Below are 20,903 nucleotides of genomic sequence, written 5' to 3' on the forward strand. Positions count from 1 at the left end.
TCGTGTGCGGGTGCCTCTGTCATCCGGCGCCACCCACCCAGCCCGACGACCGCCCATGAGAGGCCCGCCCGGCCGACGGCGGCAGCGGTGACGGCTGTCGCCGCGTGCCCGGAGCGCGGGCAGAAGCTCGGAGGGGGCTGCCCGCGCGATGGGGCCCAGGCGATGTCGTTCTCGGTCGAGAGCGGCATCTCTCACGCCGTGACGTCCGACCCCTCCTCATAGGGGAACCGGGCGAGCGGGGTCTCGCCCTGGAAGAAGGTCTTCGCGCGGATCAGCGCCTGCTCGTCGGCGCGGACACGGCCGGCCCGGGAGCCGGTTCCCGTAAGCACCCCGCCGAACCGCATCCGCATGTACGCCGCCGAGAGGTGCAGGTTGGTCACCAGACCGTTCGCGACGACGGGGTCGCTGTCCGCCATGACCGTCACACCCCACAGCGTCCGGCCCGCCATCCGCTGCTTGAAGTCCGAGCCGGGCACGTTCAGCCAGCCCGACCAGTAGTCGAGGTAACGCTTGGTCTGCGCGGAGAGGCTGTACCAGTAGAGGGGCGAGGCTATGACGATGTCGGTGGCCTCCAGCGTGGCCTGCCGCAACAGCTCCTCGTTCTCCCCGGGCTGCCGGCCCGCGGCCTCGTGCCGCCCGTCCTGGAAGTCGGGCAGGGGCAGCCGGTTCAGGTCCACCCACCGCTGCGGGACATCGGCCGGCAACTGTTCCGCGGCGGCTCGCGTCAGGATCTCGGTGTTGCCGTCGGAGCGTGAGCTGCCGAGGACGAAGAGGAACGAGCGGTCCGAGCCCTGCGCGGCGTCGAGAGTCATGTCTGCTCCGGTCTCGTGGGTGTCACGTTGCCAACTTCGGCGCCCGCGGGAGTATTCCGGCCGCCCATCGGCGCGGCCGATGGGCCCATCGGCAGGACGCCCCACTGGCTCGTGGACCGGCCCGGGACCCGTCCGTAGCGTCATGGTCATGAGAAACGAGACGAGCGGTACGCAGACCAGGGGAATCGTCGAACTGACCCTCGCCATGGTGCTCTCCGGCACCCTCGGCATCTTCGTCGTCGAGTCCGGGGCCTCGCCCTTCAACGTCGTGTTCTTCCGGTGCCTCTTCGGGGCCGCCGCCCTCGGCGCGTACAGCCTCGCCCGCGGCTACTTCACCGGGCACGGCCTCACGCTCAAGAAGCTCGGACTCGCCGCCCTCGGCGGGGTGTTCATCGTCTTCAACTGGGTCTTCCTCTTCGAGGCGTACGAGGCCACCTCGATCTCCTTCGCCACCGTCGTCTACCACACCCAGCCGTTCTTCCTCGTGGTGTTCGGCGCGGTGCTCTTCCGGGAGCGGATCACCGCCGCCAAGTTCGGCTGGCTCGCCGTCGCCTTCGTGGGGCTCGTCCTCGTCTCCGGGATACGGCCCGGTGACACCGCCTCCCTCAAGGGCCTCGGGCTCGCGCTGGCCGCCGCCGTGCTCTACGCGCTGTCGACGATCGTCACCAAGCGGATCACGGGCGTTCGGCCGCACCTGATCGCCCTCGTCCAGGTCCTGGTCGGCCTCCCGCTGCTGCTGCCCTTCGCCGACTTCGGCGCGGCCTCCCGGCTCGGCGCCGGCTGGGGCTGGCTCGCCGGCCTCGGGCTCATCCACACCGGGCTGATGTACGTGCTGATGTACGCGGCCTACCAGAAGCTCCCCACGGCCAAGATCGCGGTGCTCGCCTTCACCTACCCGGCGGTCGCGATGTTCGCCGACTGGGCGGTGTACGGGCACCACATCGGCCTCGTCCAGGCGCTCGGCGTCCCGCTGATCGTCCTCGCCAGCCTGAAGGTCACCCTCGCGACGGCGCGGACTCCTCGCGTACGAGCCGCCGGGCCTGCTCCACGAACAGCCGCACATGCGCCGGAAGCCGCTTCCCCCGCCGCCACGCGATCTGTGTGACGAGGGTGAACGGAGGCTCCCAGTCCAGCTCCACCAGCGCCCCGGACGCCAGCTCCTCGGAGACGGTGACCCGGGGCAGCAGGGCGATCCCCAGCCCGCCGGCCAGACCCCGCTTGGTCGCCTCGATCGTGCCGAACTCCATGAACGGCGGGGCCCACTCCCGCAGTTCCTCCTCGAACAGATCGCGGTACGGACACCCCGGCTCCGTGCCCACCAGCCGCGCCGCCGCCAGGTCGGCGCCGGTCAGGCCGGTACGCCGGGCCAGCGGGTGGCCCGGCCCGGCCACCAGGACGAGCGGTTCGGGCGCGAGGACCTCCGTCTCCAGGCCCTCGTGCTCCGTCTCGCGCTCCATCAGGAAACCGACGTCGTACGTGCCCTGCCGCAGCGCCTGCCGGGTCTCGTCGCCGAGCGTGGGGCGCAGGGTCAACTGGACCTTCGGATAGCGGTGGTGGAAGAGCTCCAGGAGCGGCGGCAGCCGGTAGGAGGTGAGCGACTCCATCGTGCCGACGGCGATCGTCCCGGCCGGCTCCTCTGCCTCCACGACCGCGGCCCGGGCCTCTGCGGACAGCTCGATGATCCGGCGGGCGTACGGCAGGAGCCGCTCACCGGCCTCGGTGAGCCGGATGCGGCTGCCGAGCCGTTCGAAGAGCTCCACGCCGAGCGAGGACTCCAGGGAGCGGACCTGGCTGGTCACGCTGGACTGGGCGTACTTCAGCTCGGCGGCGGCCCGGGTGAAGGACAGGACGGTCGCGACCTTCTCGAAGGTGACCAGGAGCCTGAGCTCCATCACTGGTCCTTGTCGCCGTCCTGCTCGCGCTTCTTCAGCTCCTCCTCGCGGCGGCGCAGGTCCGCCTCCCACTCCTTGAGGACGGCCTCGTCCCGCTCCTTCTCGTCCTTGAGGGACTTCAGGAAGTCGGGGTTGTCGTCCGGGGCGACCCAGCGGGCGGAGGTACCGCTGCCACCGCCGACGGAGGTGCGGCGCATCTTGCCCGCGGCGAACCAGACGATCGGCCCGACGATCCAGAAGAGCAGGATGATGATGACCCACACGACCTTGGGCAGGTGCTTGGCCTCGTCCTCGGGGGTGTTGAGGCAGTCGATGAAGGCGTAGATCGTCAGCGCCAGCGGCAGGATGTAGATCAGTGCCCTGAGCATGTGGGACAGCCCCCTGGAAGCGATGCCGAAAGCAGTGGCGGGGCTCGTTTCCGCGGCCCCGGTGACAGGTCAAGCCTAGCCCGTGGCGGATACTGGCCCCTATGGCTTACGACGATCTCCGCTCGCTGCTCAGGGCCCTGGAACGCGAAGGCGACCTCAAGCGCATCAAGGCCGAAGTCGACCCGTACCTGGAGGTCGGGGAGATCGTCGACCGGGTGAACAAGGCGGGGGGCCCGGCACTGCTCTTCGAGAACGTCAAGGGCTCCGCGATGCCGCTCGCGATGAACGTCTTCGGGACGGACCGGCGGCTGCTGAAGGCGCTGGGGCTGAAGTCGTACGGCGAGATCAGCGAGAAGATCGGCGGGCTGCTCAAGCCCGAGCTGCCGCACGGCTTCGTCGGCGTCCGCGAGGCCTTCGGGAAGCTGGGCTCGATGGTCCACGTGCCGCCGAAGAAGGTGAAGTCCGACAACGCGCCCGTCCAGGAGGTCGTCCTGACCGGCGACGACGTCGACCTGGACGCGCTGCCCGCGCTCTTCACCTGGCCGAAGGACGGCGGGTCCTTCTTCAACCTGGGTCTGACGCACACCAAGCACCCGGAGACGGGCGTGCGCAACCTCGGCCTCTACCGGCTCCAGCGTCACGACCGGCGCACGATCGGCATGCACTGGCAGATCCACAAGGACAGCCGCAACCACTACGCGGTGGCCGCGGCGCGGGGCGAGCGGCTGCCGGTCGCGATCGCGTTCGGCTGCCCGCCGGCCGTGACGTACGCGTCGACGGCGCCGCTGCCCGGTGACATCGACGAGTACCTCTTCGCCGGCTTCGTTCAGGGCAAGCGGATCGAGATGGTCGACTGCAAGACGGTGCCGCTGCAGGTGCCGGCGAACGCGGAAGTGGTCATCGAGGGGTGGCTGGAGCCGGGCGAGATGCTGCCCGAGGGTCCCTTCGGCGACCACACCGGCTTCTACACGCCGCAGGAGCCGTTCCCGGCGTTGAAGATCGACTGCGTGACGATGCGGAAGCGTCCGCTGCTGCAGTCGATCGTGGTGGGCCGGCCGCCGACGGAGGACGGCCCGCTGGGGCGGGCGACGGAGCGGTTCTTCCTGCCCCTGCTGAAGATCATCGTGCCGGACATCGTCGACTACCACCTGCCGGAGTCGGGCGGCTTCCACAACTGCGCGATCGTCTCGATCGACAAGAAGTACCCGAAGCACGCGCAGAAGGTCATGCACGCCATCTGGGGCGCGCACATGATGTCGCTGACGAAGCTGATCATCGTGGTGGACAAGGACTGCGACGTGCACGACCTGCACGAGGTGTCCTGGCGGGCGCTCGGCAACACGGACTACGCCCGTGACCTGACGGTCGTCGAGGGCCCGGTGGACCACCTGGACCACGCCTCGTACCAGCAGTTCTGGGGCGGCAAGGCCGGCATCGACGCGACGAAGAAGCTGCCCGAGGAGGGCTACACCAGGGACGGCGGCTGGCCGGACATGGTGGAGTCGGATCCGGCGACGGCGGCGCTCGTCGACCGCCGGTGGAAGGAGTACGGCCTGTGATCAGCGCCGCTGCCGCAGCCCCCGTACCCGGGCGCACGAAGGCCTTCCTCCGGCTCGTGATGATCGAGCACTCGGTATTCGCGCTGCCCTTCGCGTACATCGCCTCGCTGACCGCGATGTTCGCCACGGACCGGAACATCCACTGGGGCACCCTGCTGCTGGTCACCGTCTGCATGGTGGGGCTGCGGACCTTCGCGATGGCCTGCAACCGGATCATCGACCGCGAGATCGACGCCCGTAACCCGCGGACCGCCGGCCGTGAGCTGGTGACGGGCGCGGTGTCCGTGCGGTCGGCGTGGACGGGGGCCGGGGCGGCCGTCGTCGTCTTCCTCGGTGCGGCGGCCCTGCTGAACCCGCTGTGTCTGGCGCTCGCGCCGCTCGCGGTCGTGCCGATGGTCGTCTATCCGTACGGGAAGCGGTTCACGAACTTCCCGCACGCGATCCTCGGTCTCGCGCAGGCCATGGGGCCGATCGGGGCCTGGCTCGCGGTGACCGGCACATGGTCCTGGGACGCGGTGATCCTCGGACTCGCGGTCGGGGTCTGGATCGGCGGATTCGACCTGATCTTCGCCTGTCAGGACGTCCAGGCCGACCGCGCGCACGGCGTGATGTCCGTCCCGGCCCGCTTCGGCGTCCCGGCGGCCCTGTGGGGCGCCCGGGCGTCCGCGGTCGTGACGACGGGCCTCCTCGTCGCGTACGCGCTGGCGACGGACGCGGGGCTGTTCTTCTGGGTCGGCCTGGTGATCGTGGTGGCGGCGTTCTGCTACGAGCACACGATCGTCAAGCCGCACGACCTGTCCCGGCTGAACCGGGCGTTCTTCACGACGAACGGCTTCATCGGGATCTCGCTCTTCGTCTGCGCCCTGCTCGACCTGCTGGTGCGGGGCCTGACGGTCTGACGGCCGGCTGCGGCGCCGATGTGACGGCCGGCTGCGGCGCAGACATGACGGCCGGTCCGCGCCGATACGGCCGGCCGGCCCACCTCACGGGGTGAGGGCGGCGCGGCGACGGGCGGGACGGAAGAGGAAGGCCGAGCCCACACCGGCCGCGAGGCCGACGAGGTGACCCTGCCAGCTGACCCCCGTGCTGGTGGGGGAGATGCCGATCAGGATGCTGCCGCCCCAGATCGCGGCGACCGTCACTCCCACGGCGATGCCGAGGAGCCTGCGCTCCACGAAGCCGCGGACCACGAGGTAGCCGAAGAGGCCGAAGACCAGTCCGGACGCGCCCGCGGTGATCGAGTGCGACGGGGAGATCAGCCAGACGCCGATGCCGTCGGCGACGACGATCACCGCGCAGACGGCGAGGAAGCGGCGGATGCCGCCGAGGGCGGCGACGAAGCCGAAGACCAGCAGCGGGACGGTGTTGGAGGCGACGTGTCCGAATCCGAAGTGCAGGAACGGCGCCGCGAGGATCCCGCCGAGGCTGTCGGGGTCGCGGGCCACGATGCCGTACGCGTCGAGGGCGTGACCGGTCGCGAGGTCGACGGCCTCGAGCGCCCAGAGGACGGCCACCCAGACGAGCATCATCACGGCGGCGGCCTTGCCCCGCTCGGCCGAACTCCACCTGTCGGTGCGCGGGTCGGTCATGGCAGCCCCCTGCGGTCGTGCGCCTCCCCCCGGAAACGTCCGGGACACCTTACTCAGTTCCGTGGGGAGCGGGCCGGATAGGCTCGTCGGTGTGGAGCCGGTAGAGGAACAGCAGCGTCGTCCCTGGGTGGTCGGGGTGTCCGGGGCGTCGGGGACCCCGTACGCCGCCGCCGTACTGAGGGGGCTGCTCGCAGCGGGGGAGAGCGTCGACCTGGTCGTCTCGCGGGCGTCGCGGCTGACGCTGCTGGACGAGACGGGGATCGCCTTCCGGGACGCGCACTGGCGCGAGGACCTGACGGCGTGGCTGGCGCGGGGCGCCGACGGAAAGCCCGACACGTTCGACGTGGACGTCGCGGGCGTGCGGTACTGGAGCGCCGGGGACCTGGCCGCCGGGCCGAGCAGTGGTTCGTACCCCGTGAAGGGGATGCTGATCGTGCCGGCGTCGACCGCCTCGGTGGCGGGGGTGGCGCTGGGGCTCTCGAAGGACCTGCTGCAGCGGGCGGCGAGCGTGACGCTCAAGGAGCGGCGGCCGCTGGTGGTCGCGGTGCGGGAGACCCCGCTGAACGGGCAGACGCTGAAGCATCTGGTGGCGCTGGACGAGGCGGGCGCCGTGGTGCTGCCCGCCTCTCCGGCGTTCTACGCGGGGGCGACGCACATCCAGGATCTGGTGGACTTCGTCGCCGGGCGGGTGCTCGACGCGGCTGGGGTGCCGCATCGGCTGTACCGCCGCTGGGAGGGAGAGCTCGGTGGGGGGAGCTCCCGGGGCGATTAGCGCTTCTTGGCGTCGGTGGCGCGCTTGTCGGCGCGACGCTTCGGCTGGGCCGGCTGGTGGGCACGCGAGCGGTTGGCCAGGTCCTGCAGCTCGCGCATACGGGCGTAGGCCATCTCGATCGTGTACACGGTGAACACCACTCCTGAAAGATCGTTTTTGATCTGCTGAAAGATTCACAGGGTGTCGACCCCTGTGTACCTTAGATTCTATACCTAAACTCGCGGTATCGCTGGACAATGGAAGGCTTCATACCTATGGACGCCGTGGACAGGCAGCTCATCCAGGCCCTGCGGGAGAACGGCAGGGCTTCGTACGCCGAGCTCGGCCGGCTCGTCGGGCTCTCCGGCCCCTCGGTCACCGACCGCATCAACCGCCTCGAGGTGGCCGGCGTCATCACCGGCTACCGCGCCACCGTCGACGCCGCCTCGCTGGGACTCGGCGTCACGGCCCTCATCGGCATCTCCCTCTCCGACGCGGCCGACCACGAGGACGTGGCGCGCCGGCTGAAGGACCTCGCCGAGATCGAGGACTGCTGGTTCATCGCCGGTGACGACTCGTTCATGCTCAAGGTGCGGGCGAACGACGTCGACGGCCTGGAGAAGACGATCCGCCGGCTGTCCGGCACGAAGGGCGTCTCCCGGACCCGTACGACCATCGTGCTCTCCACGAAGTGGGAGAACCGGGTCGGGGATCTGCCCGAGGAGGGCTGAGGGTAGCGTGGGTGGAGCCTGATTTCGGAGAATATGGGAGGCGGCCGTACATGGACGCGGGACTCAAGCGCGACCTTGAGCAGAAGGTCCGTTCCGGAGAGCGGCTGAGCCGCGAGGACGGCATCGCTCTGTACGAGTCCGACGACCTGGCCTGGCTCGGCGGCCTGGCCCACGAGGTCCGGACCCGCAAGAACGGCGACGTGGTCCACTTCAATGTCAACCGGCATCTGAACATGACCAACGTCTGCACCGCCTCCTGCGCGTACTGCTCGTTCCAGCGCAAGCCGGGCGAGAAGGACGCGTACACGATGCGCATCGAGGAGGCCGTCCGCCTCGCCAAGGCGATGGAGGGCGAGAACCTCACCGAGCTCCACATCGTCAACGGGCTCCACCCCAACCTGCCGTGGCGCTACTACCCGCGCTCGCTCTCCGAGCTGAAGAAGGCGCTGCCGAACGTCTCGCTGAAGGCGTTCACCGCCACCGAGATCCACCACTTCGAGACGATCTCGGGCATGTCGGCCTCCGACATCCTCGACGAGCTGATCGAGGCCGGCCTGGAGTCCCTCACCGGCGGCGGCGCGGAGATCTTCGACTGGGAGGTCCGCCAGCACATCGTGGACCACCGCACCCACTGGGAGGACTGGTCCCGCATCCACCGCCTCGCGCACGAGAAGGGACTCAAGACCCCTTCGACGATGCTGTACGGGCACATCGAGGAGCCCCGGCACCGCGTCGACCACGTGCTGCGGCTGCGCGAGCTCCAGGACGAGACCGGCGGCTTCCAGGTCTTCATCCCGCTGCGGTACCAGCACGACTTCGTGGACATGCAGGACGGCAAGGTCCGCAACAAGCTCCAGGCGCGCACCACGATGGCGACCGGCGCCGAGGCCCTGAAGACCTTCGCCGTCTCCCGGCTCCTCTTCGACAACGTGCCGCACGTCAAGGTCTTCTGGGTGATGCACGGCGTGCAGACCGCCCAGCTGGCGCTCCAGCACGGCGCCGACGACATGGACGGCTCGGTCGTCGAGTACAAGATCACGCACGACGCCGACAACTACGGCACGCCGAACAAGCTCACCCGTGACGACCTGCTGGAACTCATCCGGGACGCCGGCTTCCGCCCGGTGGAGCGCAACACGCGGTACGAGATCATCCGCGAGTACCCGGGTCCGGACGCGGACCGCCGGGAGTCACCGCAGCCCATGCGGCTCTGACGCCCCCCCGCTCGGCCCGACGGCCGCGGTGCGCTTCCTTGCGCACCGCGGCCGTCCGCGTTCCGGCCCTCGACCCTCGGCGCACCCGCGGCCGTCCGCGTTCCGGCGCTCGGCCCTCGGCGCACCCGCGGCCGTTCGCGTTCCGGCCCTCGGACACCTCTTGAGCCCGAGGCGGGGTAATAGCTAGTCTTCCTCCATGCCCCTTACCTTTGAACTGGATCCCCCGGTCACCCCCGCCCTGCGGGACGGCATCCTGCGTCTGTGGGCGGACGTCTCCAACGCGGGCGGGGCCGTCGGCTTCGTCCCGCCGGTGCAGGTCGACGAGGTCCGGCCCGAGCTGGTCAAACACCTCGTCGCCATGGCCGAGGGCCGGATGCGGCTCGTCGTCGGGTACGAGCGGGACGGCACCGTCGCCGCCACCGCCTTCGTCGCGTACAACACCCACCGCCTGATGAAGCACTGGGTCTGGCTCTACACCGTCATGGTCCACCCCTCCCACCAGGGCAAGGGGTACGGGCGCGACCTCATGGCCGCAACCGAGCGCGAGGTCCGCGGCCTCGGCGGGATCGACGCCATCCGGCTCACCTGCCGCGGCGGCACCGGCGTCGACCGCTTCTACGGCTCCTGCGGCTACAAGGAGGTCGGGCGGGTCCCGGCCGCGATCCGGGTCGCGGACGGCGACGACCGCGACGACATCATCATGCTGCTCCCGCTGACTTGATCCCTTTCGTCCCATGCTTCACTGGATGCGGCCAGTGACGTAGTGAAAGGGGCCGTCGTGTCCGAGAACGGGACGGGTGCCGCCACCCTCCGGTACACCCTCATGCGCATCGGCATCTTCGCCGGCTGCTTCTTCGCCCTCTGGGGCCTGGTCTACGTCGGCGCGCTGCCGCGCGGCCTCGGCGACTCCAACCTGCTCTGGGTCCTCGTCCTCTCCGTCGTGATCTCCGCGCCGCTCAGCTTCGTGCTCCTGCGCAAGCAGCGGGACGCGATGTCCGAGGGCATCGCGGCCAAGGTCGACCGGGCGAAGTCGAAGCTGGAGTCGAACCGGTCCCAGGAGGACGCCCTGTAGGGACGGCGTAAAGGGGACGTAAGTTTCCTCACACGCACACCACCCCGGTCGTGAGCTTCCAAGGCTCCTGACCGGGGTGTTCTGCGTTTCAGAGGCCCCAGGCGCCCTCCACTACCCCAAAGAAGGGCTTTGAGGATCTCAAAGTTCAAGTGTTAACGTGTTCGGCATGAAGACAGCTGTGCGCCTCCCCGATGCCGTGAGCACTCCGCTCGTGGCGCGCCTGCATGTCGATCTGTGCCGCTGTATGTCCGCGGTCTGTTGCCGCGAGCTCTGACCCCGGCATCATGCAGCGGCACCGCCTGAGCGCGTGTGTGCCGCACCCCCGTCCCCGTATTCCCCCGATACGCACCTGTGGAGTGTGTCTGTGTCCGCGTCCGCGTCCGCGCCCGTGACGAAGTCCCCGTCCCGCATACCGAAGATCCCGTTCTGGGCCCAGATCGTCACCGGCCTCGTGCTCGGCGTCCTGCTCGGCTGGCTCGCCCGCAGCCAGGACGTCAGCTGGCTCAAGGAGACCCTCGGACAGGTCGGCGACATCTTCGTCCAGCTCCTGAAGCTGGCCGTCGCCCCGCTCGTCTTCTTCGCGATCCTGGTGTCCATCACCAACCTGCGCAAGGTCAACAACGCCGCCCGGCTGGCCGCCCAGACGCTCGTCTGGTTCATGATCACCTCGCTGATCGCGGTCGCCATCGGCCTCACGATCGGCCTGATCACCAACCCGGGCGCCGGCACCGGCCTCACCCCGCAGGACGGCAAGCTGCCCAAGCGCGAAGGCACCTGGATCGACTTCCTGACCGGGATCATCCCGTCGGACGTCATCACGCCCTTCACCGAGCTGAACGTCCTGCAGATCGTCTTCATGGCCGCCGTCGCCGGTGTCGCCGCGCTGAAGCTCGGTGACCGCGCCAAGCCGATCCTCGCGCTCTCCGAGTCGGTCCTGGAGCTGCTCCAGAAGGCCCTGTGGTGGGTCATCCGCCTCGCCCCCATCGGCACCGTCGGCCTCATCGGCTTCGCCATCGCCGACTACGGCTGGGAGCTGATCGGCAAGTACGCGACCTTCACCGCCGACGTCTACATCGGCTGCGCGCTCGTCCTCTTCGGCGTCTACCCGCTGCTGCTCGCGACGGTCGCCAAGGTCAACCCGATCCAGTTCTTCAAGGGCGCCTGGCCGGCGATCCAGCTGGCCTTCGTCTCCCGCTCCTCGGTCGGCACCATGCCGGTCACCCAGAAGGTCACCGAGCGCCTCGGCGTCCCGAAGGAGTACGCCTCCTTCGCCGTCCCGTTCGGCGCCACCACCAAGATGGACGGCTGCGCCGCGATCTACCCGGCGCTCGCCGCGATCTTCATCGCGCAGATCTTCGACGTGCAGCTGGGCATCCAGGACTACCTGCTGATCGCCTTCGTCTCGGTCGTCGGCTCGGCGGCCACCGCCGGCCTCACCGGCGCGACGGTCATGCTGACCCTGACCCTCTCCACGCTGGGCCTCCCGCTGGAGGGCGTGGGCCTGCTGATGGCGATCGACCCGATCCTGGACATGATGAGGACGGCGACGAATGTGGCCGGCCAGGCTCTGGTCCCGGTCGTCGTCGCCGCCCGCGAGAAGATTTTGGACGTCGACGCGTACAACTCGGCTTCGTCCTCCCCGGTCGACGAGCCGGCCCGTGAGGCCGAGCAGAAGGTCGCGGTCCCGGCCACGGCCTGACCCCGCCTGCCACACCTGGTGATGCCCATGCCCCGATCGCGGGGGCATGGGCATCACGGCGTTCTCGCGCCCCGCAGGAGCGAAGCCGGCCCGGCCGAGCCGCGTTCGTGGATCACGTCACGCGTTCGTGGATCACGTCACGCGTTCGTGGATCACGTCAAGCGCACTTGGTCGACTCTCCACCGGGGCGCGCTTTCTCGCGTCCCGGGCGGGCGCGCCGTCCAAAGAAAAGGAACGGGAGAGAACCCTCCCCACCAACCCCCTGATCCCCCAACTCCCCTTGCCACACAATCGGGTGACATGGAGTCCGGAAGACGGACGGGTGCGGTACGGTCGGCCACGACAACTGGCATATGTAACTCGGCCCCCGGCAGGACTGGCATCCTGACGAGGGCCTGACCTCTCAGGAAGCGAACCCCTTCCCGATGGCTGATCCGCAGTCTAACGCGGCCACGTCCGCGCATCCCGTGTCCCACGTGATCCCGGCCGGCGCGCCCCGCTCCGGAGTGATCCACATCCGGCACCGCCACACCGACCGGTTCACGGTCGTCGGCAACCATCTCGCCCAGCACGAGGACCTCTCGGCCACGGCGATCGGACTCGCCGTCCACATCCAGTCGCTGCCCGACGGGGTGTCCGTCACGGCCAAGGCGCTGGCGCTCCGCTTCCGGGAGGGCGAGACGACCGTCCGCCGGGCCCTCAACGAGCTGGAGCGCGCCGGGTACCTCGCCCGTCCCCGCCTACCCCTCGGTGGCGGCAAGTTCGCGACGCGCACGCTCTCGTACGACAAGCCCGGCTGCGTTCAGGCCGAGCCCGCCGCCCCCGCTCCCGTACCCGCAGCCCCCGAGCCGGCCTCGCGCCCGGAGTCGGACCCTGAACCGGAGCCGGCTTCGCCGCCCCCGCCCCCGCCTGCCTCGCCCTCGCCTGCCCTGCCCACCGGCCCCGCCGCCGACCTTCTCGCCCGCCTCCGCCTCGCCGACCCCCGGCTGACGCTCTCCGTCAGGGACGTGGAACGGCTCGCCCCGGCCGTCGACGTCTGGCTGGACCGCTCCACCACCCCCGCGCACATCACCCGCACCCTCACCGCGAACCTCCCGCCCGCGCCCGTCCCCATCCACCACCCGGGCCGCTTCCTGGAGTACCGCCTCACCGTCCTGCTGCCGCCTCCGCTCCCCGTCGAGGAAGCGGCTCCGCCCGGCCGGCCGCCCATCGTCACCTGCGACGGCTGCGACCGGGCCATCCGCAGCCACGACCCGGCCACGAGATGCGTGGACTGCCGCGCCGCCGCCACTCCGCCCCTCTGCCCCGCCGCTTGAGCGAGATGCCCTGGGGTAACTTGGCCGATGTGACTGCCCTGGCCATCGAAGAGGTCCGCCTCACCGCGTTCAAGAGCTTCCGCGACGAGGCCTTTCGGCTCGCGCCGCTCACGGTGCTCATCGGGCGCAACAGCAGCGGCAAGTCCAACGCTCTCGACGGCCTTGAAGTGCTGTCCCGGCTGGCGCGCGGCGAGGACATCGCGGAGGCGCTGGAGAGCCGTCACAGTGCTTCGGGACCTGTGCGGGGAGGACTCGCCGGGTGTGTGCCTCACGGGGACGACCAGTTCTCGCTCGGCTGCACGGTGCGGACGGAACGGGGGCCCATCCGGCTCGATGTGAAGGTCCAGGTCGAGCCGGAGGTGCAGATCGTCGAGGAGCGCCTCTCGGGCCCGACGGTCAAGGGACATCGCGACATTCTGGTCAGCGGTGAACCAAGCCCGCACTCCGGGGACATCCATGCCGCCTGGCACAACGGCAAGCGCGGCAAGAATCCGAGCGGGCCGTTCAGGAGCTCCCGGCTGCTGACGTCTCAGCTTCCCGTACGGGTCGGCGGAGAGACGCATGGGGAGGCGGACACTCTCTGGTGCGCGGAGACCGTGCTGTCCGCCTTGGTAGGCGTCTTCCACCTCGACCCCGTGCCCCATTTGATGAGGCAGTACGTCCAGGCGCGCGACATCAACCTCCGGCGGACCGCGGAGAACCTGTCCGCGGCCATCGGTCACATCCAGCGGACCAGACCGGATCTCTTCAGGCTCCTCGTCGACCGGCTGCGCGGCCTCGCCGAGCACGCCATCAAGACGTTGACCGTGACGAAATCCGAGCTGGGTGATGTGATGCTCGCTCTCGACGAAGGATTCCTAGGACGTACACCGGCGCGCGAGATGAGCGACGGCATGCTCCGCTTCCTGGCCGTCACCACCGCGTTGCTCACGGGTGGCAAAGGTCTCGACCTTGGTGCGGCGCCCACCTCCGGTTCCGAGGATGCCTCGTCCCTGATGCTCGTGGTCGAAGAACTGGAGAACGGTCTGCACCCTTCCCAGGCGTCGCAGGTGCTCCAGTTGGTCAGGGACGCGAGTGCCGAGAACGGCACCCAGGTGCTCATCACCACGCACAGCCCCGCCCTGCTCTCCGCTCTGGACAGCGCTGACCATGAGGGTGTCGTCGTGTGCTCGCGCGACCGGAAGACCGGCACGAGCCGACTCACCAGACTCACCGAACTCGACGGTTACCCGGCGGCGATGGCGGCCGGGTCGCTGGGGGACGTGGTCACTCAGGGCCGACTCGACGCAGGTGGCCGGCAGGAACGCGACTACACGGAGTTCGACCGACTTCTCGGGATCGGGTGAAACGTGCCTCGTAGGGTCGAATTCGTCGACACCTCGATCCTGTGCAACCTGCTGGAGGTTCCGGGAAAGGATCAGGACCGTGAGCGGGTCATCGACGAGTTGCGAAGGAAGCGGGATGCCAAGGACTGTGACCTGCTCCTGCCGGTGACCGCAGTCATCGAGACGGGCAACCACATCGCGCAGCTCGCCGACGGCCGCCTCCGCCGCAGGTACGCGGAGAAGTTCGCAGGCGTGCTCCGCATGGTGGTGGAGGGCAGTGCTCCATGGGCTCTCAACGAAGTCGAGTGGGATGCCGCCCACCTCAGCGCCCTCATCGAGGGCGGCAGGACGGGCGCGAGCCTGGTGGAGCACGCGGCCAACAAGGTCGGGTGCGGGGACCTGAACATCCTTGTCGAGCGGGACCGGTATCTGGATCGCACATCCGGCGTGCAGGCCACCGTGTGGACTCTGGACCAGGGACTGGCCGCCCACACCTGAGGACGGCTGTGGCCTCTGACGGAAGGGAGCACCAGCGCCTGCACGTAGGCTCTCCCGGAGTCGGCAAGCGGGGGTGGAAGGATGTTCGAGGTGGGCGCCACGAAGGGCAAGCGGATGCCGCGCGCCGTGCGCGAGCAGCAGATGATGGACGCCGCCGTGCAGACCTTCGGGCAGCGGGGGTACCAGGCCGCGTCCATGGACGACATCGCCGAGCTCGCGGGGGTCTCCAAGCCGCTCGTCTATCTGTACCTGAACTCCAAGGAAGACCTCTTCACCGCCTGCATCCGGCGGGAGGCGAAGGCGCTGCTCGCCTCGGTGGCGGCCGCCGTCAATCCGCGGCTGCCGGCCGACGAGCAGCTGTGGGCGGGGCTGCTCGCCTTCTTCACGCACACCGCCGAGAACCCCGACGGCTGGGCGGTGCTGAACCGGCAGGCGCGGACGCACGGGGAGCCGTTCGCCAGTGAGGCGGCCCAGATGCGGGACGAGATCGTGGCGTACGTGGGGACGCTGATCGGTGCCGCCGCGAAGGAGACCCACCGCGCGACGCACCGGGATCCGGAGCTGGCCGGGCGGGATGTCGCCGGGCTCGCGCAGGCGCTGGTCGGTGCGGCGGAGTCGCTGGCCGGCTGGGTCAACGAGACACCGGGGATGACGGCCTGGGAGGCGGCGGCGACGCTGATGAACTTCTCCTGGGCGGGGCTCGGCAACCTCATGAAGAGCGAGCGCTGGTCTCCCCCTCGGCCCCGCTGAACCCCGTCAGATGCAGTCGCTCCCCGCTCCGCAGCTGGAAGCGGCCCTGGCCGTCGGTCGCGTAGGAGACCGTGCTCGGTAGCAGGACCGGTGCCTTGAACTCGATACGGACGTGGGCGAGTTCGCGGTCCGGATCGAGTGCGGCCAGGCAGCGGGCGAAGGTCCACATGCCGTGGGCCACGGCTCTGGGAAAGCCGAAGGCCCGTGCGGTGAGCGGGTGGAGGTGGATGGGGTTCCGGTCCCCGGAGACGGCGCCGTAGCGGCGGCCGAGGTCGGCCGGGAGGTGCCACCGGGTGACCTCGGGGAGCGGAGGGACGGACGTGCCCGCCCCCTCCTGGGCGGATGTGCGGAGTCCCGCGTCGGGGCGTTCGTGTCGGGCCAGGTAGCCGCTGCGCGACTCCCACGCCGGTCGTCCGTCGAGGCGGGCCTGCGTCACCAGCGTGACCTCGGTGCCCCGGCGGTGCGGGGAGAGCCCCTCGGCGTACACCGTGATCTCGGGGCGGTCGGCCGGCGTCAGCGCGGTGTGCCGGGTGATCGTGATCCATGTGTGGACCAGGCCGAGCAGCGGCAGCGGGAAGTCCCGGCCGGACATCAGCCGCATCGCCGCTGGGAAGCCGAGGAAGTGCGGATACGTCAGCGGGAGCGGCGCACCCTCGTCGTGACGGAAGCCGCAGAGCCGCGCGTACGCGGCGAGGTGGGCGGGGTCGGTCCGCAGCGGGCCGCGGACGGTCCGGGCCTCTGGCACCCGGGCGTCCGGGCGGACCTTCTTGAAGGGTGAGCGGGCCACGGCCCCGGCCAGGGCGGGCAGGTGCGTCGTCGCTCTCTCGGCCATTGTCCTGGCTCCCTGCCTCGTCGTAGATTTACTCCAGAGTAAGGTTACTTGTTGGTTGGGCAGTTGACCGTTCGTTCCGACGGCCGAGGAGCCGCACGTGTCCGTCGCCGACGCCACAGAGATCCCGCCGGTCGAGCCGCACAGGACCGTCGTCGACGGAAGAGTGCGCGAGGTCTCCGTACCCCCGCTCGTCTCCCGCGTGCCGATCGGATCGCTCGCCGACCTCCCCTACGACAACGCCCGCGAGGACCCGGGCGCCGTCGTCTTCGGACGCAAGCGCCCCGACGGGACCTGGACCGACGTCACCGCCTCCGCCTTCGCGGCCGAAGTCCACACCGTGGCCAAGGGCTTGATCGCCGAGGGGCTCCGGCCCGGCGACCGGCTCGCCCTGATGGCGCGCACCACCTACGAGTGGACCCTGCTCGACTTCGCCGCCTGGGCCGCCGGCCTGATCATCGTCCCCGTCCACCCCACCTCCTCGGCCTTCCAGACCCGCTGGATCCTCCAGGACTCCGGCGCGACCGCCTGCGTCGTCGAGGACATGGCCCAGGCCCGCATCGTCTCCACCGAGCGCCGCGGACTGCCCGGCCTGGCCCACCTCTGGGTCCTCGGCAGCGGCGCCGTCGACCAGCTGCGCCGGGCCGGCGCGCACGTGCCCGACGAGGCCGTGACCGCGCGCCGCGGACTACTCGCCCCCGAGACCCTCACCACCCTCGTCTACACCTCCGGCACCACCGGCCGTCCCAAGGGCTGCGCCCTGACCCACGCCAACTTCTTCGCCGAGGTCGACAACGCGGTCGAGCTCCTGCATCCGGTCTTCCGCTCGGTGAGCAAGGAGCCCGCCTCGACCTTGTTGTTCCTGCCCCTGAGCCATGTCTTCGGGCGGATGGTGGCCATCGGCTGCGTACGGGCGCGGGTACGGCTCGGGCACGCGCCGTCGATCGAGGGCGGCGACCTGCTGAGCGACCTGGCCGGCTTCCGTCCGACGTTCCTGCTCGCCATTCCGTACGTCCTGGAGAAGGTGTTCCACACCGCCCGTGCGACGGCGGAGCGGATGGGCCGGGGCGCCTCCTTCGACCGCGCCGCGCGCGTCGCCGAGCGGTACGGGCATGTGCCCGCGCCCTCCCTGGGGCTGCGCGCGGCCCGGTCGCTGTACGACCCGCTGGTCTACCGGCGGATCAGGGCGGCGCTGGGCGGCCGGGTCCGGTACGTGATCTGCGGCGGATCGCCGCTGGGGACACGGCTCTCGGAGTTCTACGCGGGCGCGGGCGTGGAGGTCTTCGAGGGGTACGGACTGACGGAGACAACCGCGGCCTCGACGATCACCCCGCCGCAGCGGCCGCGCACCGGGACCGTCGGGTGGCCGCTGCCGGGGACGGCGGTGCGGATCGCGGACGACGGCGAGGTCTGGCTCAAGGGCGGCCATGTGTTCGCCGGCTACTGGGACGCGCAGCGCGATGTGGCCGTGCCTTACACGTCCGAGGGCTGGTTCCCGACCGGTGACCTGGGCGTGCTGGACGAGGACGGCTATCTGCGGATCACGGGCCGGAAGAAGGACGTCCTCATCACCTCGGCCGGCAAGAACGTCGCCCCGGGACCGCTGGAGGACTGGCTGCGCGCCCACCCCCTGGTGAGCCAGTGCGTGGTGATCGGCGACAACCGTCCGTACATCACGGCATTGATCGCCCTCGACCACGAGGGGCTCGTGCACTGGCGGCGGATGCGGAAGAAGGACCACATCGCGCTGTGGGAGCTGACGCGGGACGAGGAGCTCCTGGCGGCCCTCCAGCGGGCGGTGGACGAAGCGAACCGGCTCGTCTCACGGCCCGAGTCGATCCGGGCGTTTCGCGTTCTGACGACCGAGTTCACGGAGGCCGCCGGGCACCTGACGCCCTCGCTGAAGCCGAAACGGGCCGCGGTGCTGCGGGACTTCGCCCGGGAGATCGACTCGATGTACGCGATGTACGCGATGCACGCGGAGGAGTGAGGCGGCCGGGGAGTGAGACGGCCGCGGGGGAACGGCGGCGGCACGCGCACGAGTGGGGCGGGCGCGGGCGCGGGTGCGGGGAGGGGTCGCGCAGGCCTCGGGCCCGTGCGTCCCCGCCCCGGCGGGCGCGGGACGTCTCGTCACTCGCTTCTCACGGTCACACGGTCACACGGTCATGCGGTCACTCGGTCACACGGTCACACGGTTCAGACCGAGAGGGTCACCTCGTGGATCTCGTCGGCCGCGTGGCCCGTGCGCTCGTGGATGCGCTGGACCGCCTCGGCAGACGGCCCCGTGGAGAGGCAGTACACCGTCCCCGACCCGGGGTCCGCCCAGGCCTGCTGGAAGTGAACGCCCTCGTCCTTCTCGATGGCGAGGTCGGCCGCGTGGGCCTCGTTGAGCTGATCCGCGGTGATTCCGACCATGCCCCGGTGAACATCCATGTACGTACCCATGGTTCTCACACCTCCACTTCCATGGTGCGCTCGCGCCCCGGTCACGGCCAGAGCAGCTCGCGGACCCACCCCGCGCCGTCCCGGCGGTAGCGCAGCCGTACGTGCCGGCGTTCTTCGTCACCCTGGAAGAACTCGACCTCGGCCGGCTCCAGGACGTAGAGCGTCCAGGTCTTCGACTCGGTCTCCGGTTCCGCGCTCGCCCGCTCCCAGGCCGCCTCGCTCGCCTCGGCCAGCGCCTCGACCGACTCCAGCACCTCGCTCTGGCGTTCCACCAGCGCCGAGGCCAGCGCCCCCGTCGAGCGGGCGTGGAGATCGGCGTACGACTCCTCGGGCGTCCCGGTGGCCACCCGGCCCCGTACCCGTACCTGGCGGCCCTGGCCCGGCCAGTAGAAGCCGAGAGCGGCGTCCGGCCGGGCGGCGAGATGACGGCCCTTGGCGCTGGTGGCGTGCGAGGCGAAGTGCCAGCCCCGCTCGTCGGCGTCGTGCAGCATCAGCACGCGGACGTCGGGGCGGCCTTCCCGGTCGGCGGTCGCCAGCGACATGACGTGCGGCTCGGTCTCCCCGGCCTCCGCCGCGGCCACGAACCAGTCGTGGAAGAGCGTGAGCGGGTCCGGCGGTGCTGTGGACGGGTCGAAGGAGGGCAGCTCGGTGTCCCAGACCCGCAGCGAGTGGAGGGCGGTGCGAAAGTCGGTCATGCGGCCACCGTAGGCCCCGTCGCGTACTCCTTCACCGGCACGGCGCGCGCCGCCTTCTGGATGTCGTCGCGGATCTTCTTCGCGATGAGGTTCTTCCACGGGGTGCGGGGGAGTGTGCGGACCATGAACATCCGCAGGGCGATCTTCCGGCGCGAGGAGAGGGTCATCTCCTTCGCGAAGCCCGTCGCGAACTTCTGGTTCAGCTCCACGCCCGGCCGCATCTCCCGCTCGTACGCCTCGAACGCCGCCCGGTGGTCGCCGTGCGCCGCCGCGAGTTCGCCCGCCAGGACGTACGCGCCGCTCAGGGCGAGGCCGGTGCCCTGCCCCGAGGCGGGGGACGCGCAGTGGGCGGCGTCGCCGAGGAGGACGACCCGGCCGCGCGACCAGCGGTCCATCTCGATGACGCTGATCGAGTCGAAGTAGAAGTCGTCCGCGTCCGCCGCGTCGGAGAGCAGGCGCGGGATCTCCCAGTCGTCGCCCGCGAAGGCCTCGGCGAGCAGCCGCTTCTGGGCGTCGGAGTCGCGACGGTCGTACGACAACTCCTCGGGGGACGCGAAGACGAAGCAGTTCTTCGCCGTCCCCGCGTTCTGCCCGGCGGTGCTGTAGACGGAGACCAGCTTGTCCGGACGGGCGTGGTAGGTCTCCCAGCGCGTCAGGCCCAGCCGGTCGGGGGCGGTGAAGATCGAGATGTACGCGCCCAGGTACCGCTTGAAGCGCTCCTCCTCGCCGAAGACGATCCGGCGGGTGTTCGAGTGCAGGCCGTCCGCGCCGACGACGAGGTCGAAGCGGCGGCACGTCCCGCTCTCGAAGGTGACGTCCACGCCGTCCCCGTCGTCGTGCAGAGCGGCGATCGAGTCGCCGAAGAGGTACTCGACGTCGTCGCGGGTCCTTTCGTACAGAATCCGGGCGAGGTCGCCGCGCATGATCTCGTCGTCGCCGTCGACCCGGCCGCCGAAGATCTCCGCGGGCAGTTGTCCGACCGTGCGGCCCTTCGCGTCGACGTACGAACCACCCCGCATGTCCGTGGAGTTGGCGCGGATCTCGTCGAGGATCCCCATGCGCCGGCAGACCTCGACGGCGGTGCCGCGGATGTCGACCTTGTAGCCGCCGGTACGGAGTACGGCTGCCCGCTCGATGACGGTGGGGGTGAAGCCGTAGCGGTGGAGCCAGAGGGCGAGGGCGGGGCCGGCGATGGAGGCGCCGGAGATCAGAACGGTCCTGGCGGCGGGCGCGGTGCTGGTCATGGCGGACTCCTTGTCGGGTGGTGCGGGGCGCCCTTTTTCCGGCCCCGCACCGGTGACTATACGGATGTCCTACACGCTTGTCTATGACGCTTGTATAGATCCCCGGCGGGCAGA

General features: G+C 70.2%; 23 protein-coding genes. 14 read left to right on the top strand and 9 right to left on the bottom strand.

Annotated features, from left to right (window positions below; translation table 11 throughout):
• Nucleotides 1-191: 191 nt before the first annotated feature.
• Nucleotides 192-812: a flavodoxin family protein gene (locus J7E93_RS16590; protein WP_215070041.1), complete on the bottom strand. Its 621-nt coding sequence runs from the start codon at nucleotides 810-812 to the stop codon at nucleotides 192-194.
• A gap of 148 nt (nucleotides 813-960) precedes the next feature.
• Between J7E93_RS16590 and J7E93_RS16595 the strand changes: the two genes are divergently transcribed.
• Nucleotides 961-1,917 carry a DMT family transporter gene (locus tag J7E93_RS16595; RefSeq protein ID WP_215070043.1) on the top strand — a complete coding sequence of 319 codons (957 nt, stop codon included), beginning with the start codon at nucleotides 961-963 and terminating at the stop codon, nucleotides 1,915-1,917.
• Here J7E93_RS16595 and J7E93_RS16600 read toward each other — a convergent pair.
• Entirely contained in the window at nucleotides 1,808-2,704 is an 897-nt protein-coding gene (locus J7E93_RS16600) for a LysR family transcriptional regulator (RefSeq protein WP_215070045.1), read from the bottom strand. The genes J7E93_RS16595 and J7E93_RS16600 overlap by 110 nt on opposite strands.
• Nucleotides 2,704-3,072 (bottom strand): PLD nuclease N-terminal domain-containing protein, encoded by a 369-nt coding sequence (locus tag J7E93_RS16605; protein ID WP_215070047.1) that lies wholly within the window; start codon nucleotides 3,070-3,072, stop codon nucleotides 2,704-2,706. Before J7E93_RS16605 ends, J7E93_RS16600 begins: the two co-directional genes overlap by 1 nt.
• Nucleotides 3,073-3,173: 101 nt before the next feature.
• Here J7E93_RS16605 and J7E93_RS16610 point away from each other — a divergent pair, with 101 nt between their 5' ends.
• Together J7E93_RS16610 and mqnP are read left to right on the top strand one after the other, a co-directional pair.
• Nucleotides 3,174-4,631, top strand: a complete 1,458-nt coding sequence (locus J7E93_RS16610) for a menaquinone biosynthesis decarboxylase (RefSeq protein WP_215070049.1) — start codon at nucleotides 3,174-3,176, stop codon at nucleotides 4,629-4,631.
• Nucleotides 4,628-5,530: a menaquinone biosynthesis prenyltransferase MqnP gene (gene mqnP / locus J7E93_RS16615; protein ID WP_215070051.1), complete on the top strand. Its 903-nt coding sequence runs from the start codon at nucleotides 4,628-4,630 to the stop codon at nucleotides 5,528-5,530. The genes J7E93_RS16610 and mqnP overlap by 4 nt, the downstream gene beginning before the upstream one ends.
• An 84-nt stretch (nucleotides 5,531-5,614) precedes the next feature.
• Here the strand turns inward: mqnP and J7E93_RS16620 are convergent, their stop codons facing one another.
• Nucleotides 5,615-6,220, bottom strand: a complete 606-nt coding sequence (locus J7E93_RS16620; protein WP_215070058.1) for a rhomboid family intramembrane serine protease — start codon at nucleotides 6,218-6,220, stop codon at nucleotides 5,615-5,617.
• 91 nt (nucleotides 6,221-6,311) lie between these two features.
• Here J7E93_RS16620 and J7E93_RS16625 point away from each other — a divergent pair, with 91 nt between their 5' ends.
• The gene (locus tag J7E93_RS16625; protein ID WP_215070066.1) at nucleotides 6,312-6,992 is read left to right on the top strand and encodes a UbiX family flavin prenyltransferase; all 681 of its coding nucleotides are present in this window, start codon (nucleotides 6,312-6,314) and stop codon (nucleotides 6,990-6,992) included.
• Here J7E93_RS16625 and J7E93_RS37820 read toward each other — a convergent pair.
• On the bottom strand, nucleotides 6,989-7,120 hold the full coding sequence (locus tag J7E93_RS37820; RefSeq protein ID WP_285440923.1) for a hypothetical protein: 132 nt from the start codon (nucleotides 7,118-7,120) through the stop codon (nucleotides 6,989-6,991). The two genes, J7E93_RS16625 and J7E93_RS37820, sit on opposite strands and share 4 nt — an antisense overlap.
• Before the next feature lie 126 nt (nucleotides 7,121-7,246).
• Here J7E93_RS37820 and J7E93_RS16630 point away from each other — a divergent pair, with 126 nt between their 5' ends.
• From J7E93_RS16630 to J7E93_RS16670, 9 genes are all read left to right on the top strand, one after another.
• Nucleotides 7,247-7,702, top strand: a complete 456-nt coding sequence (locus J7E93_RS16630; RefSeq protein ID WP_215070068.1) for an Lrp/AsnC family transcriptional regulator — start codon at nucleotides 7,247-7,249, stop codon at nucleotides 7,700-7,702.
• A 50-nt stretch (nucleotides 7,703-7,752) separates the two neighbouring features.
• On the top strand, nucleotides 7,753-8,916 hold the full coding sequence (gene mqnE, locus J7E93_RS16635; RefSeq protein WP_215070070.1) for an aminofutalosine synthase MqnE: 1,164 nt from the start codon (nucleotides 7,753-7,755) through the stop codon (nucleotides 8,914-8,916).
• Between the two features lie 196 nt (nucleotides 8,917-9,112).
• Nucleotides 9,113-9,637: a GNAT family N-acetyltransferase gene (locus J7E93_RS16640; protein WP_215070072.1), complete on the top strand. Its 525-nt coding sequence runs from the start codon at nucleotides 9,113-9,115 to the stop codon at nucleotides 9,635-9,637.
• 102 nt (nucleotides 9,638-9,739) lie between these two features.
• Complete coding sequence (locus J7E93_RS16645; RefSeq protein ID WP_215070120.1) at nucleotides 9,740-9,988, top strand: DUF4229 domain-containing protein; 249 nt, start codon at nucleotides 9,740-9,742, stop codon at nucleotides 9,986-9,988.
• A 358-nt stretch (nucleotides 9,989-10,346) separates the two neighbouring features.
• Nucleotides 10,347-11,687, top strand: coding sequence for a dicarboxylate/amino acid:cation symporter (locus J7E93_RS16650; protein WP_215070074.1), 1,341 nt, complete (start codon nucleotides 10,347-10,349; stop codon nucleotides 11,685-11,687).
• 467 nt (nucleotides 11,688-12,154) lie between these two features.
• Complete coding sequence (locus J7E93_RS16655) at nucleotides 12,155-13,003, top strand: helix-turn-helix domain-containing protein (protein WP_308368678.1); 849 nt, start codon at nucleotides 12,155-12,157, stop codon at nucleotides 13,001-13,003.
• A 29-nt stretch (nucleotides 13,004-13,032) separates the two neighbouring features.
• Complete coding sequence (locus J7E93_RS16660; protein ID WP_215070078.1) at nucleotides 13,033-14,349, top strand: AAA family ATPase; 1,317 nt, start codon at nucleotides 13,033-13,035, stop codon at nucleotides 14,347-14,349.
• A 3-nt stretch (nucleotides 14,350-14,352) separates the two neighbouring features.
• The gene (locus tag J7E93_RS16665; protein WP_215070080.1) at nucleotides 14,353-14,826 is read left to right on the top strand and encodes a hypothetical protein; all 474 of its coding nucleotides are present in this window, start codon (nucleotides 14,353-14,355) and stop codon (nucleotides 14,824-14,826) included.
• Nucleotides 14,827-14,916: 90 nt separating this feature from the next.
• Nucleotides 14,917-15,576 (top strand): TetR/AcrR family transcriptional regulator, encoded by a 660-nt coding sequence (locus J7E93_RS16670; RefSeq protein WP_308368679.1) that lies wholly within the window; start codon nucleotides 14,917-14,919, stop codon nucleotides 15,574-15,576.
• On the opposite strand, the gene J7E93_RS16675 is transcribed toward J7E93_RS16670, so the two are convergent.
• The gene (locus tag J7E93_RS16675; RefSeq protein ID WP_215070081.1) at nucleotides 15,536-16,408 is read right to left on the bottom strand and encodes a MaoC/PaaZ C-terminal domain-containing protein; all 873 of its coding nucleotides are present in this window, start codon (nucleotides 16,406-16,408) and stop codon (nucleotides 15,536-15,538) included. The genes J7E93_RS16670 and J7E93_RS16675 overlap by 41 nt on opposite strands.
• 97 nt (nucleotides 16,409-16,505) lie before the next feature.
• Between J7E93_RS16675 and J7E93_RS16680 the strand changes: the two genes are divergently transcribed.
• Nucleotides 16,506-18,395, top strand: coding sequence for a long-chain fatty acid--CoA ligase (locus tag J7E93_RS16680; protein ID WP_215070083.1), 1,890 nt, complete (start codon nucleotides 16,506-16,508; stop codon nucleotides 18,393-18,395).
• 206 nt (nucleotides 18,396-18,601) lie between these two features.
• Here the strand turns inward: J7E93_RS16680 and J7E93_RS16685 are convergent, their stop codons facing one another.
• From J7E93_RS16685 to J7E93_RS16695, 3 genes are read right to left on the bottom strand one after another with little or no spacing between them, the layout of a single operon-like run.
• Nucleotides 18,602-18,850, bottom strand: coding sequence for an SCO4226 family nickel-binding protein (locus J7E93_RS16685; protein WP_215070085.1), 249 nt, complete (start codon nucleotides 18,848-18,850; stop codon nucleotides 18,602-18,604).
• A 41-nt stretch (nucleotides 18,851-18,891) separates the two neighbouring features.
• Nucleotides 18,892-19,545 carry a pyridoxal 5'-phosphate synthase gene (locus tag J7E93_RS16690; protein WP_215070087.1) on the bottom strand — a complete coding sequence of 218 codons (654 nt, stop codon included), beginning with the start codon at nucleotides 19,543-19,545 and terminating at the stop codon, nucleotides 18,892-18,894.
• Nucleotides 19,542-20,789: an FAD-dependent monooxygenase gene (locus tag J7E93_RS16695; RefSeq protein WP_215070089.1), complete on the bottom strand. Its 1,248-nt coding sequence runs from the start codon at nucleotides 20,787-20,789 to the stop codon at nucleotides 19,542-19,544. Before J7E93_RS16695 ends, J7E93_RS16690 begins: the two co-directional genes overlap by 4 nt.
• Between the last annotated feature and the right edge of the window lie 114 nt (nucleotides 20,790-20,903).

Source organism: Streptomyces sp. ISL-36 (assembly GCF_018614205.1).
In the GTDB taxonomy this organism is placed as follows: domain Bacteria; phylum Actinomycetota; class Actinomycetes; order Streptomycetales; family Streptomycetaceae; genus Streptomyces.

What these genes read in the sequence shown, in the direction of transcription:
- J7E93_RS16600 (WP_215070045.1), bottom strand. Translation starts at nt 2,704, where the DNA reads ATGGAGCTCAGGCTCCTGGTCACCTTCGAGAAGGTCGCGACCGTCCTG.
- J7E93_RS16640 (WP_215070072.1), top strand. Translation starts at nt 9,113, where the DNA reads ATGCCCCTTACCTTTGAACTGGATCCCCCGGTCACCCCCGCCCTGCGG.
- J7E93_RS16695 (WP_215070089.1), bottom strand. Translation starts at nt 20,789, where the DNA reads ATGACCAGCACCGCGCCCGCCGCCAGGACCGTTCTGATCTCCGGCGCC.
- J7E93_RS16675 (WP_215070081.1), bottom strand. Translation starts at nt 16,408, where the DNA reads ATGGCCGAGAGAGCGACGACGCACCTGCCCGCCCTGGCCGGGGCCGTG.
- J7E93_RS16610 (WP_215070049.1), top strand. Translation starts at nt 3,174, where the DNA reads ATGGCTTACGACGATCTCCGCTCGCTGCTCAGGGCCCTGGAACGCGAA.
- J7E93_RS16685 (WP_215070085.1), bottom strand. Translation starts at nt 18,850, where the DNA reads ATGGGTACGTACATGGATGTTCACCGGGGCATGGTCGGAATCACCGCG.
- J7E93_RS16590 (WP_215070041.1), bottom strand. Translation starts at nt 812, where the DNA reads ATGACTCTCGACGCCGCGCAGGGCTCGGACCGCTCGTTCCTCTTCGTC.
- J7E93_RS16605 (WP_215070047.1), bottom strand. Translation starts at nt 3,072, where the DNA reads ATGCTCAGGGCACTGATCTACATCCTGCCGCTGGCGCTGACGATCTAC.
- J7E93_RS16595 (WP_215070043.1), top strand. Translation starts at nt 961, where the DNA reads ATGAGAAACGAGACGAGCGGTACGCAGACCAGGGGAATCGTCGAACTG.
- mqnE (WP_215070070.1), top strand. Translation starts at nt 7,753, where the DNA reads ATGGACGCGGGACTCAAGCGCGACCTTGAGCAGAAGGTCCGTTCCGGA.
- J7E93_RS16630 (WP_215070068.1), top strand. Translation starts at nt 7,247, where the DNA reads ATGGACGCCGTGGACAGGCAGCTCATCCAGGCCCTGCGGGAGAACGGC.
- J7E93_RS16690 (WP_215070087.1), bottom strand. Translation starts at nt 19,545, where the DNA reads ATGACCGACTTTCGCACCGCCCTCCACTCGCTGCGGGTCTGGGACACC.
- J7E93_RS16620 (WP_215070058.1), bottom strand. Translation starts at nt 6,220, where the DNA reads ATGACCGACCCGCGCACCGACAGGTGGAGTTCGGCCGAGCGGGGCAAG.
- J7E93_RS16645 (WP_215070120.1), top strand. Translation starts at nt 9,740, where the DNA reads ATGCGCATCGGCATCTTCGCCGGCTGCTTCTTCGCCCTCTGGGGCCTG.